Below are 12,526 nucleotides of genomic sequence, written 5' to 3'. Positions count from 1 at the left end.
GCCCCCGCACCTGGTGGGACGGTACGGGGGCGGTGTCGCCCGATCGGGTGAGGGCCTGCCCCGCCCTCGTCCGGGGGCGGGGCCTGCGGCCCCCGCTCGACGGCGGCCCTCAGCTGATTCTGGTCAGCTTCGCGCCGAAGCCGGGTTCGGCGAGGTCCTCCTGGAGGGCGACCGGCACCTCCACGGCGCCCGCGGTGCCGTCCCCGACCCGCAGCACGCCGACCTCGGTGCCCTTGTCCGCGGTGTGCGGCACCGTCTTGCCGTCGTCGGCGATCTTCAGCTCGACCGTCAGTCCCGGCCAGCCCACCGCGCTGACGTCGCGGGTGGCGACGACCGGGGTGGTCCCGCCGAGTCCGTCGTCCACCGCGCCGACGACATCGCCCTTGCGGACCACCGTCTTCGCCTCCAGGACCCCGCGGGCGGCCTGCATGAGCGCGTCGCCCGCCTTGAGGGCACCGGTGAGGATCGAGTTGTCGCTGCTGTCCGCGGGCTGCGCGAGCACCGCCCCGATGACGGTCTGGCGGGTGCCGCCGACCTCCTTCGTGGCGGCGAAGAGCAGATTGCCGCCCGCCTTGGTGGTCGTCCCGGTCTTGATGCCCATGACGCCGTTCACCGGCACCAGCCGGTTCCAGTTGTCCTGCTTCTTGCCGTTCACGTCCTTGTACGAGGACATGCTGACGACCTCGCGGAAGAGCGGGTTCTCCATCGCCTTCCTGCCCAGCTTCACCTGGTCCTGGGCCGTGCTCACGGTGCTCGCGGTCAGGCCCGAGGGGTCGGTGTAGGTGGTGTTCCTCATGCCGAGGTCCTCGGCGGCGGCGTTCATCTTCTTGACGAAGGCCTTCTCCGAGCCGCCGGAGTCCCAGCGGGCCAGCTGCCGGGCGATGTTGTTCGCGGAAGCGATCATGATCGCCTGGATCGCCTCCCGCTCGGTGATCCGCTGCCCCTCGTGCACGTCCACCGTGGACTCGCCCTCGGAGGACTTCGCGGCGTCGTCCTCGGCCTGCTTGTCCATGGTGATCAGCGGGCCGTCGGTGCCCTTCTCGACCGGGTGGTCGCGCAGGATGACGTACGCGGTCATCACCTTGGCCACACTGGCGATCGGCACCGGCTTCTGCGCGCCGGAGGCACCGAAGTCCCCGATCCCGTCGACCTCCATCGCGGCCTGGCCCTCGCTGGGCCAGGGCAGGTCCGGCTTCTCCCCGCCGAAGGCGAAGGTGTCCTCGGCGGTGAGCGCGAGCGTCGGCTCGGGCAGCGGCCGCAGATACTGTGCGACCGCGAACGCGACGAGCAGCAGGAGCACCAGCGGCGTCCAGATCTTCACCCTGCGCACCGCGGTACGCATCGGCGTCTCGGGCGGCGGCGGGGTGTTCGTCAGCTCGGCCAGCAGATCCAGCGGCGGCCTCGGCGGCAGCGGCTGCTGCCGGGTACGGCCCACCAGACCGTCGGGGTCGGGGTGGGCCCCGGGGTCGGCCGGGCGGGACGCCGACTGCTGGGCTCCCGTCCGGTCCGCCCCCGACTGGGGAGCGGTGGGCGGCAGCGCCGCACCCGCGGCGGGGCGGCGGGGCGCGTCGACGTCCTTGAGCGCGACGAACTTGCTGGTGCGCTCGGGGTCGGCGGGGGGCTCGGGGGTCTTCGCCCGCGCGGAATCACCGGTCCGCTCGGGGGCCTTCGCTCCCTTCGGGTCCTCGGCCTGCTTCGATCCCTCGGCCTGCTTCGGGTCCTCGGTCTGCTTCGGGTCCTCGGTCTGCTTCGGGTCCTTGAGCACGCGGAGCATGGCGGTTCGCTCAGAGTCGGCGGGGGCGGTCGGCTTCGCGGTTTCCGGGGCGGTCGACTTCGCGCCTTCGGGGGCTTCCGGGGCGGACTCCGCCTTTCGACCTTCCCTTTCCTCCGGTTCCTCCGATTCCTCCGGCTTCGTCTTCTTTTCCTGCGTTGCCTTCTTTTCCTGCGTTGCCTGCCTCTTCTGCTCCGCCTTGTCCGACTTGTCCGACTGGTCGGCTTCTTGCGGCTGTTCGGCCCGTTGCGGCTGGTCGGCCTGTTCCGTTTTTTCGTCTTGCTTCGGCTCAGACGTCTCGGTTCCGGCCGCCTTCGCAGCTCCGGTCGCCTTCGCGGTTCCGGCGGCCTTCGCAGCCCCGGTCGCCTTCGCCGTCTCGGCTACGGGCTCGGCGGGCGCGGCGGGCTCGTCCTCCGCCTCCGGCTTCGCGGCTCCCCGCTCCTCCGCGGGCGCGGCGGCCTCGGCGGACGCGCCGCCCTCCGCGGATGCGGCGCCCTCCGCGGACGTGGCGGCCTCCTGCTCGTCCTCCCCTGCACGCTCCTGCCCCGCGGCGCCCGAAGCCGCCTCCGGCGCCTCAGCGGGCTCCTGTGCGGACGCGGCGGCGGCATCCTCGCCCCCCGCACTGGATATGGCCGCGGCATCCTGCTCCTCGCCGCCACGGGCCGCGGGCACCGACGCTTCCGCCCCGGCGGACGGCTTCGCCGCAGAGGCCGCGTCCGCCCCGGACGAGGCGTCGGCACCGGACGAGGCGTCCACCCCGGACGAGGCCTCGGCCTCCGCGGAGGCATCCGCCTCAGCGGCAGACCCCGCCCCCGCGGGCAGATCGGCGCGCTTCAACGTCGTCGTGGCCTGGTCGACAGGCCGCTTCGGCAGCTTGAAGACGGCCGTGGCCTGATCGGGCTCCCGCCGACCGGGCTCCACCGCCCCGCCCTCACCGGACGCCTCCGACACCCCGGCCGCCTCGGACCCACCCGACACGGTGGACCCCTCGCGCACCCCGCCAGACCCCCCGGTCACCTCGGACACCCCGTCCCGTTCTGCCACGTCACCCTCGTCCGCCTTGCCGACAACTTCCGTACCGTCCGCGGTTTCCGCCCCGTCGGCGGCCTCCGCTCCACCACCGGACACCCAGGCCGCGACGGCGTTCCGGAGCCGGGCGTCGCCCTTCGCGCCGGGCTCGCCGCCCTCGGAATCAGCCACCGCTCCGGCGCCCCCGGAGCCATCGGGCTCCCCCGGGCCACCGGTGCCCCTGGGACCACCGACCTCGGAGCCGCCGGCCTCCCCGGACCCGCCCGACCGCTCAGATCCAGCCGAACCCGCGCCCAGGGCAACCGACTCCGCACCGCCCGGCGTCTCACCGGAAGAACGGTCCGTCGCCGACGACGGCTCCGGGCCCCCATCCGGCCCGGCGGCGCTCGCAGCGGACGGACCGGCACCGGCAGCATCCGTACCGGCCGCGCCGTCCGCGCTCCTCCCCGCGGCGGACGGGCGTCCGGCGGCGGCCTCCTCGCGGCCGAGGGCGAGGCGGGGGTCACGTCGGCGCGGGACCGCGGAGGCCGACTCGGCCGGGTTCCCCGAGGAATTCTGCCGCTTCGATCTGTCGGGGGACTCGCCCGCCACCGATTCCTCCTTCATGCGCCGCGCCCCAGCCGGTGCGCTTGGGTGTCCAAACCGTGTACCAGTGTCCCGTGTGCGGGGTTCAACTCTCCGACAGACGAGAACGACATACCTTCCGGTTCCAGGATCAACCGGACAGGTGCTCTCGACAGACCAATGTGAGAGGGGTCACCCTGTCATTCATCCACGCGGGGAGGCATGGATGGGCAGGAGCCGCAGAACAATTCCGGAGGAGCTTCTGCTGCTCGCTCTGGACCCGACCACGGGTACCACAGCGCAGCCGCAGTCGCTCGACCTCGGTCTGGCCGGAGCGCAGCTAGTGGAGCTGGCGCTGGCCGGACGGATAGCCCCTGATGGGGATCGTATCGCCGTGGTCGTGCCACGGCCGACAGGAGATCCGACGCTGGACTCCGCACTGGAGCTGCTGCGAAGGCGTGGCGCACCGGTACGCGCGGTCCACTGGATAGGCGGGCCCCGTCTCGGGCTGCGCCAGACGTATCTCTCGCATCTGGAGAGGTGCGGCATGGTCCATGCCGTGGCCGGCCAGATGTGCGGGGTGCTGCCGACGACTCGCTACCAGGCGACGGACACGGCGATCAGCCGGGAGATCAGGGCCCGGCTGGACTCAGCGATCCGTACCGGTGTACCGCCGGACCCACGGACCGCGGCGCTCGCCGCGCTGGCCCACGCGGTCGGACTCGGCAAGCACCTCTACCCGGGGAACGAGGGGCGCTCCTCGCGCTCCCGGCTGCGGGATCTGATCAGGCACGACCCGATGGGCGGTCTCGTCGCGCACGCGGTGATGGACGTCCAGAACGGCGTGGCGGCACAGCCGCGCCGGGCACCCGCGCCAGTGGCGGTGCCCGGGCGCCGCGGGCCGATGGCGCGCGCCGCGAGCTGAGGCCGCGGTCCGCAGCTCCACGCGCAGTGCGGTCCGCAGCTCCACGCGCAGTACGGCACACGGCCCTCTCCGGCGCCCGCGCCCCCTCGGGTGCGGCGCCGGAGAGTGCCGGTGGGATCACGCAGGGAGAGGCCAACCCGGCCATTTCCCAGCGCAGTGTGCCCGGTTGGTGGCAATCTGCTCAGCAGCAGATACGCAAAGTCCTCGAGTACGAGGGTTCTTGAGGCCGCAGCCGGAGGTGCGCGTACGTGGCGTCCAATGTCAATCCCACTGTCAGGCGTAGGCGGTTGGGCCAGGAGCTGCGCAGGCTCCGCGAGCTCAAGGGCATGACGGCCGAGGAAGTCGCGGAGCGCCTGCTGGTCTCGCAGTCGAAGATCAGCCGGCTGGAGAACGGCCGCCGCAGCATCAGCCAGCGCGACGTACGCGATCTGTGCGGGGTGTACGAGGTCGAGGACGTCCGGATCGTCGACTCGCTGATGCAGATGGCCAAGGACTCGCGCCAGCAGGGCTGGTGGCACTCCTTCGGCGACATCCCGTACAGCGTCTACATCGGCCTGGAGACCGACGCCGCGTCGCTGCGCGTCTACGACCCCCAGGTCGTCCCCGGCCTCCTTCAGACCCGCCCCTACGCCGAGGCGCTGATCGCCGGGGCGCTCCCGGAGACCGCGCCCACCGACATCGACAAGCGGGTCCAGGTGCGGCTGCGCCGCCAGGAGCGGATCACCTCGCCGGAGGCCCCGCTGCGGCTGTGGACCGTGCTCGACGAGGCGGCGCTGCGCCGGGTGGTCGGCGACCGGGCCGTGATGCGCGAGCAGTTGGAGCACCTGGTCGAGCAGTCCCGGCTGCCGCACGTCACCGTGCAGGTGATCCCCTTCCACCTGGGCGCGCACCCGGGGCTCAACGGCCAGTACGCCATCCTGGAGTTCCCCGACGCCTCGGACTCCAGCGTCGTCTACATCGAGGGCGTGACCAGCGACCTCTACCTGGAGAAGGCGAACGACGTCCACAAGTACAGCGTGATGTACGAGCACCTGCGGGCCCAGGCGCTCAACGTCGACCAGTCGCGGCAGTTCATCTCCGACATCGCCAAGGAGTACGCGCCCTGACGGTGGGGCGCGGCACGGTACACCGCCATACCGGCAGGGCGGAAGTCACCTCTGGAATATGCCATCCGGTCGAGTGAACGGCTCCGGCGTCCCCGAGGGCGGACGAGTAGCGTCGATCACGCCATCACGCAGAGGAGTTGGCCGGTCACACCGTTGCTGCCGACTCTGCGCGGTGACACCACATCACCGACTGGCCGAACCGGAGCAGACATGGCAATCCAACAAGGCGCCACCCACAGCTGGACCAAGTCCTCGTACTCCACGGGAAACGGCGCCTGCGTCGAAGTGAAGTCCCCCGTGGCACATGCCGTCGCGGTACGGGACTCGAAAGTGCCCGGGGGGCCGGCGCTCGGCTTCGCCCCCGGCTCCTGGAGCGCTTTCGTGACCGAAGTGAGCCACGGGGCCCTCGGCCACCGCGGCTGAGCCCCCGCGGCCCAACCGGCCGCACAGCGCGACAGACCGCACAGCGCGACAGACCGCTGCACCGCGAACAGACCGCTGCACCGCAGCAGGAAGAGCCCTCTCGACTGGTCCGCCGTCCCGGCCGAGGGGGCTCGGCGCTGCCCCGCCCCTCCTGCCGGGCGGCACTCCCGTGCTGCCAGGCGGCACTCCCACCGGTCAGGGCCGGGACGGCCCCGCCTCAACCCCGCGGATACCGCGCGAGCCAGGACGGTGAGGAGACCCCCGGGCCGTGCAGGGCGGGCCCCTGGGTCATCTCCATCGCGTAGTCGTCGGCGAGTTCGAGCAGGGTGGCCCGGCCCTCCAGACCCGCGACCCAGGCCGGCGGCAGCGCCGTCTCCCCGTGCAGCGCGCCGAGCAGGGCCCCGGTCAGCGCCCCGGTCGCCGAGGAGTCGCCGCCGTGGTTGACCGCCAGGCAGAGCCCGTGCCGGATGTCCTCGCCGACCAGGGCGCAGTAGACCGCGGCGGACAGCATGCCGTCGGCGGCGCCGTCCCCGACGAGTTCCTCGACCCGCGCCGCGGTCGGCATGCCCTGCCGTACCGCGCCGAGCGCGTGCTGGAGGGCGTCGGTGACCGGCAGATGGCCGGGCCGGGCGGCGAGCAGGGCGAGGGCGCGCTGCACGGCGGCGTCCAGGCTCTCGCCGCGGGCCAGGGCGTGCACGATCACCGCGTGCGCCCCCGCCGAGAGGTACGCCGTCGGATGCCCGTGGGTCTGCACCGCGCACTCGACCGCGAGTTGCAGGACGAGCTGCGGCTCCCAGCCGACGAGCAGGCCGAAGGGGGCCGAACGCACCGCCGCGTCGGGCGAGTCGTCCCCCGGGTTCTTCGGGGACTCCAGGGTGCCCATGGACTCGTCGCCGAGTCCGATCAGGCAGGCGCGGGCGGGCGAGCGCCGGGCGTACAGCCACTCCTCGCGGGCCAGCCAGCCGTCCTCGCCGCGGCGTTCGTCGGGGCCCCAGTCGTGCTGGGTGGCCGACCAGCGGCGGTAGGCGCGGTGCAGGTCGGTCGGCGGATGCCAGGCGCCGGTGTCGCGGCGCACCTGGGCGCGGATCAGCCCGTCGACGGTGAACAGGGTGAGCTGGGTGGCCGCCGTGACGGCCCCGCGTCTGCCGTAGGCGGGGGCGGGGCCGGTCAGCCCCTCGGCCCCGTACTCCTCGCGGATCTGCTCGGGGCCGAGGCCTTCGAGGGGGGCGCCGAGGGCGTCGCCGAGGGCGAGACCGAGGAGGGATCCGCGCACCCGGCTGCGGAAGTCCTGCTGCTCGGCGCGGCCCCAGACGGCGGTGGCTCCTGCGCTCACCGGACCTCCTTCCCTGCCCCCGTCGTCGCACGGTGGAAGGACCCGCTGGGCCCGTCCCGGCAGCACTGTAATCGACCGGCAACGACCGGTTGTGGGCCACAGCGGAATGCGGAGACTGGGCTTTCCGCGCGGTTTTGTGCGGTGTTCGGACGATCGCCGGCTCAGGTCGCGGGCAGCACCGGGAGCAGCCGGGGCAGCTGCCCGTCGCGCGCCGCCGCGGCCGCCCTGCGCTCCTCGGGGACCTCCCCGTACAGGGTGGTGCGCGGCCGGGCCGGGCGGCCCGCGGACTCCGCGATGGCGACCAGGTCGGCCACCGAGCGGTAGGAGCCGTAACCGGAGCCCGCCATCCGGGAGATGGTCTCCTCCATCAGGGTGCCGCCGAGGTCGTCGGCGCCGGAGCGGAGCATCTCGGCGGCGCCCTCGGCCCCGAGCTTGACCCAACTGGTCTGGATGTGCGGGATGTACGGGTGCAGCAGCAGCCGGGCCATCGCCGTCACCGCGCGGTTGTCGCGGTCGGTGGGTCCCGGCCGGGCGATGCCCGCCAGATAGACCGGGGCGTTGGTGTGGATGAAGGGCAGCGTCACGAACTCGGTGAAGCCCGCGACGCCCTTCTCCAGGGCCGCCCGCTGGATCCGGGCCAGGGTGCGCAGGTGGCCGAGCCAGTGCCGGGGCTGGTCCACATGCCCGTACATCATGGTCGAGGAGGAGCGGATGCCCAGTTCGTGCGCGGTGGTGATGACCTCCTCCCAGGTGGCGGCGGGGAGTTTGCCCTTGGTGAGGACCCAGCGGACCTCGTCGTCGAGGATCTCGGCGGCCGTCCCCGGGATCGAGTCGAGCCCGGCCTCGCGCGCGGCGGTCAGCCAGTCCCGTACCGACATGCCGGTGCGGGTGGCGCCGTTGACCACCTCCATCGGGGAGAAGGCGTGCACATGCATGCCGGGGACGCGCTCCTTGACCGCGCGGGCGATGTCGAAGTAGGCGGTGCCCGGCAGGTCGGGGTGGATGCCGCCCTGCATGCAGACCTCCACGGCGCCGACCTCCCAGGCCTGCTGCGCGCGGTCGGCGACCTGGTCCAGGGAGAGGGTGTAGGCGTCCGCGTCGGTGCGGCGCTGCGCGAAGGCGCAGAAGCGGCAGCCGGTGTAGCAGACATTGGTGAAGTTGATGTTGCGGGTGACGATGTACGTGACGTCCTCGCCCACCACCTCGCGGCGCAGCTCGTCCGCGATCCGGCAGAGGGCGTCCAGGGCGGGCCCCTCCGCGTGCAGCAGGGCGAGGGCCTGGTCGTCGGTGAGGCGGGTGGGGTCCTCGGCGGCGGTGCCGAGCGCGGCGCGGACATCGGCGTCCACCCGCTCGGGGGCCATGGTGGGCGCGGCCTGTTCGCGCAGGGCGCCCCAGTCGCCGTACACCTCGTCGAAGTCGCCGCGGCGGTCGGCGGTGCGGCCCTCGGTGTCGATGGTGCGGTGCAGTTCGGTGCGGCCGCCCGCGGCGAAGACCTCGTCGGGCTCCTGCCAGGGCAGCCCCTCGGGGAGCACCCCCTCGCGGGCGAGACCGGTCTCCGGGTCCGCGAGCGCCCGTACGTGCGGCAGCAGCCGGGGGTCGAGCCAGGGCTCGCCGCGGCGCAGGAACTCCGGGTAGATGGTGAGGCGTTCGCGCAGGGTGAAGCCCGACTCGGCGGTGCGGGCGGCCAGTTCCTCGATCTGCGGCCAGGGGCGCTCGGGGTTGACGTGGTCGGGGGTGAGCGGGGAGACGCCGCCCCAGTCGTCGATGCCCGCCGAGATCAGCAGCGCGTACTCCTCGTCCACCAGGTTCGGCGGCGCCTGCACCCGGGCCGAGGGGCCGAGGAGGTGGCGGGTCACCGCGACGCAGGCGGCGAGTTCCGCGAGGTCGGCGTCGGGCATCGCGCGCATCGCCGTGTCCGGCTTGGCGCGGAAGTTCTGCACGATCACCTCCTGCACCCCGTGGTAGGCCCGCTGGATCCGCCGCAGCTCGAACAGCGCCTCGGCGCGCTCCTGGTAGGTCTCGCCGATGCCGATCAGGACGCCCGTGGTGAAGGGGACGTTGCTGCGGCCCGCGTCCTCCAGGACCCGCAGCCGCACGGCCGGTTCCTTGTCGGGCGAGCCGTGGTGCGGGCCGCCGGGCTCCGACCACAGGCGGGTCGCGGTGGTCTCCAGCATCATCCCCATCGAGGGCGCCACCGGCTTGAGCCGCTGGAGGTCGGTCCAGGAGAGCACCCCGGGGTTGAGGTGCGGCAGCAGCCCGGTCTCCTCCAGGACCCGGATCGCCATGGCGCGCACATAGGCGAGGGTGTCGTCGTAGCCGTGCGCGTCCAGCCACTCGCGCGCCTCGGGCCAGCGGTCCTCGGGCCGGTCCCCGAGCGTGAACAGCGCCTCCTTGCAGCCCATCCGGGCGCCCTGCCGGGCGATGTCGAGGACCTCGTCCGGCGAGAGGTACATCCCGTGGCCCGCCCCGCGCAGCTTGCCCGGCACCGTCACGAAGGTGCAGTAGTGGCACCGGTCCCGGCACAGCCGGGTGAGCGGGATGAAGACCTTGCGCGAGTACGTGAGCACCCCGGGGCGCCCTGCCGCCTCCAGGCCCGCGTCCCGCACCCGCCCCGCCGAGGCCGCGAGGTCCCGCAGATCCTCCCCGCGGGCCTGGAGCAGTACGGCCGCCTCGGCGGTGTCCAGCGCGACACCGTCCCGCGCCCTGCGCAGGGCGCGGCGCATCGCGTTGGCCGTGGGGGCCCCGGGCGGAACCGAGAGGTGATCAGTCATGTGCCCGAGCATACGAGCGGAATGTGTCGACTGCCCGGGCCTGATCCCGCCGCACTGCGGCGCCGGGAAAGCCGCCCGGCCGAAAGCTGTCGATTCCCTTCCCTTCCCGGGGAGTTCATGGCCCGATACCAGGGTGTCGTCCGGCACCGGGACCACGGCCCGGCGGCACCGATCCGCAGCCATCCGGCCTCTCCAGGGGAGTCAGCATGTGCGAGGACCACGTCAAGGGCCAGGGCGGGAGCCACCGGGCGGGCCACGGCGATCCGGGCGGCCCGGCGGACGGGGGCGGGCGTCTCACCCGGCGCACGATGTTCGTCTCCTCGGCCGCCGCCGCCCTCACCTTGGGCACCGTGACCTTCGCCGAGGCCGACGGGGAGCGGGCCCCCGCCCCGGGCACCGAGCAGCGCCGCACGGTCGAGGGGACCCTGCCGCCGGGCTCCCCCGACTTCGTCTACCTGCCCGTCGAAGTGCCGCACGGGGTACGCGAGATCCACGTGGCCTATACGTACGAGAAGCCGGAGGTCCCGCCCGGCACCCAGGGCAACGCCCTCGACATCGGCCTCTTCGACGAGGGCGGCACCGCGCTCGGCGGCCGCGGCTTCCGGGGCTGGTCCGGCGGCGCCCGCACCGAGTTCTTCGTCCGCGCCGACGAGGCGACCCCCGGCTATCTGCCGGGCCCGATCCGCCCCGGCACCTGGCACATCGCGCTCGGCCCCTACACCGTGGCGCCCGAGGGCCTGCCCTACCAGGTCACCGTCACCCTCACCCACGGTGCTCCGGGCCGGACTCCCCGGCCCCGCTACCCCGCCGAGCGCGCCAAGGGGCGGGGCCGCGCCTGGTACCGCGGCGACTGCCATCTGCACTCCTGGCACTCCGACGGCCGCCGCACCCCCGAGGAGATCGCCGCGCTCGCCCGGGCCGCGGGGCTCGACTTCCTCAACTCCTCGGACCACAACACCCATTCCGCCCACCGCGCCTGGTCCGCGGCGGCCGGGGACGACCTGCTCGTCCTCCTCGGCGAGGAGATCACCACCCGCAACGGCCATGTGGTCGCCCTCGGCACCGACCCCGGCACCTTCGTGGACTGGCGCTACCGGGCCCGGGACAACCGCTTCGGGAAGTACGCCCGGCAGATCCGCGCCGCGGGCGGCCTCGTGGTGCCCGCGCACCCGCACGCCACCTGCGTCGGCTGCAACTGGAAGTTCGGCTTCAACGAGGCCGACGCGGTGGAGGTGTGGAACGGCGCCTACACGCCCGACGACGAGGTCACCCTCGCCGAGTGGGACAACATGCTGGTCTCCTCGGTGCGTTCGGGCCGCGGCTGGCTGCCCGCCATGGGCAGCAGCGACGCGCACCGCGACCCGGACGCCGTCGGCATGCCGCAGACCGTCGTCCTGGCCGAGGAGTTGAGCCGCCGGGCGATCCAGGCGGGCATCCGCGCGGGCCGCAGCTACGTCGCCGAATCGGCCGAGGTCGAGCTGGCGTTCAGCGCCTCGGGCAGCCGGGGCGAGCACGCGGGCATCGGCGAGCGGCTGCGGGTGGCGCCCGAGGCCCCGGTCACCGTCCGCCTGGAGGTCAAGGGCGCTCCCGGTGCCACCCCGAGCATCGTCACCGACCAGGGCACCCTGTTCACCGGTGCCGCCCTGCCGGCCTCCGGCGCGGGCAGCGTGGAGTGGCGGACGACCGCCGAGTACGCCGCCTATGTCCGCGCCGAGGTCCGCCACGCCCCGGCGGTGCCGGGGCTGCCGGGGGCGCTGGTGGGGTTCACCAATCCGGTGTTCCTGGGAGCGTGAGCAAGCGCCCGGGGCACCGCGGCCGCGCGGGCGCGCGCGGGGAGGACCAGGGGTGCGCGGGGGCGCGGGCCCGCCCGCCGCACCCCTGCGGGACTCCTCACCCTCTGCACGCAATCTGCCCGTAGGTGATGATTTCCAGCCGGATTTCGTCACGATCGCAAGCGGAGGCCGCGGGCCGGGGGCATGAGCGGAGGGTGTGAATCCGCGTACGGCGGCGGCCCGTTCGCCGACTCCCGTACCGGCGGCGGCACGTGGCCGGACACCGCGAACCCGCTGCCGGAATGTGTTCTTCCGCACAGTGCCCCGGGGCCGCCCGCACGCCCTTGCCCTGGCACTTCGGGGGCGGCGGCCCTCCGCCCGGACCGCGGGGGCCGCCGCCGCCCGGCCCCGCCGCGCCGTGCTCCGCACCGGAACTCCCGGGGATTTCGCCACCGCCCCGGGGACCGCGCCTCCCTGACGCAGAGTCAACCTCGGGCACCCCGGGTGCGACCCGGACGCTTCCGGCCACCCGGGGGGACCTTGTGAGAGGTCGCCCCCGCGGCTGACGTGCACCGGCTCGACAAGGCAAACTGGCGGAGGCGACGCCCGGGCGCCCGCTCAGCGGGACGGGCTCACGGGCGGCATCGCAAAGAGCAGGGGCAGGCGTCCGGGCGGGCGGCGCCTCGCAGACGGGGCGGGGCCCCGGCGGACGCACGGCGACGGACGCCCGGCGAAGGCCTCGCGGCCGAGGCGGGCGTCACCGACACGACAGCAGGCACGACCACCGAGCACGACCACCGAGCACGACGGCAGACACGGGCACGACAGCGAG

7 protein-coding genes are annotated in these 12,526 nt (G+C 73.8%); 4 read left to right on the top strand and 3 right to left on the bottom strand.

Annotated elements, in window-relative coordinates:
* Positions 1-109: 109 nt before the first annotated feature.
* Positions 110-2,971, bottom strand: coding sequence for a D-alanyl-D-alanine carboxypeptidase (locus MID12_RS19000; RefSeq protein WP_263169047.1), 2,862 nt, complete (start codon positions 2,969-2,971; stop codon positions 110-112).
* 619 nt (positions 2,972-3,590) lie between these two features.
* On the opposite strand from MID12_RS19000, the gene MID12_RS18995 reads away from it, so the two are divergent.
* The 3 genes from MID12_RS18995 to MID12_RS18985 all read left to right on the top strand — a co-directional run bounded on the left by MID12_RS18995 (position 3,591) and on the right by MID12_RS18985 (position 5,818).
* A complete protein-coding gene (locus MID12_RS18995; RefSeq protein WP_040252364.1) occupies positions 3,591-4,289 on the top strand; it encodes a GOLPH3/VPS74 family protein in 699 nt (232 codons plus the stop codon).
* A gap of 248 nt (positions 4,290-4,537) precedes the next feature.
* The gene (locus MID12_RS18990) at positions 4,538-5,395 is read left to right on the top strand and encodes a helix-turn-helix domain-containing protein (RefSeq protein ID WP_040252360.1); all 858 of its coding nucleotides are present in this window, start codon (positions 4,538-4,540) and stop codon (positions 5,393-5,395) included.
* A gap of 210 nt (positions 5,396-5,605) precedes the next feature.
* Positions 5,606-5,818: a DUF397 domain-containing protein gene (locus tag MID12_RS18985; RefSeq protein WP_078845090.1), complete on the top strand. Its 213-nt coding sequence runs from the start codon at positions 5,606-5,608 to the stop codon at positions 5,816-5,818.
* Between the two features lie 217 nt (positions 5,819-6,035).
* Here the strand turns inward: MID12_RS18985 and MID12_RS18980 are convergent, their stop codons facing one another.
* A complete protein-coding gene (locus tag MID12_RS18980) occupies positions 6,036-7,151 on the bottom strand; it encodes an ADP-ribosylglycohydrolase family protein (RefSeq protein WP_263169043.1) in 1,116 nt (371 codons plus the stop codon).
* 161 nt (positions 7,152-7,312) lie between these two features.
* Positions 7,313-9,874 (bottom strand): bifunctional FO biosynthesis protein CofGH, encoded by a 2,562-nt coding sequence (locus MID12_RS18975; RefSeq protein WP_040257712.1) that lies wholly within the window; start codon positions 9,872-9,874, stop codon positions 7,313-7,315.
* A gap of 254 nt (positions 9,875-10,128) precedes the next feature.
* On the opposite strand from MID12_RS18975, the gene MID12_RS18970 reads away from it, so the two are divergent.
* A complete protein-coding gene (locus tag MID12_RS18970) occupies positions 10,129-11,715 on the top strand; it encodes a CehA/McbA family metallohydrolase (RefSeq protein ID WP_411576980.1) in 1,587 nt (528 codons plus the stop codon).
* Positions 11,716-12,526 lie beyond the last annotated feature (811 nt).

It is taken from the genome of Streptomyces sp. SCSIO ZS0520, from assembly GCF_025643355.1.
GTDB classification, from domain to species: Bacteria; Actinomycetota; Actinomycetes; order Streptomycetales; family Streptomycetaceae; genus Streptomyces; species Streptomyces physcomitrii.
Note: the sequence above shows the minus strand (reverse complement) of the source record. Positions and strands in the feature narration are given on the sequence as shown.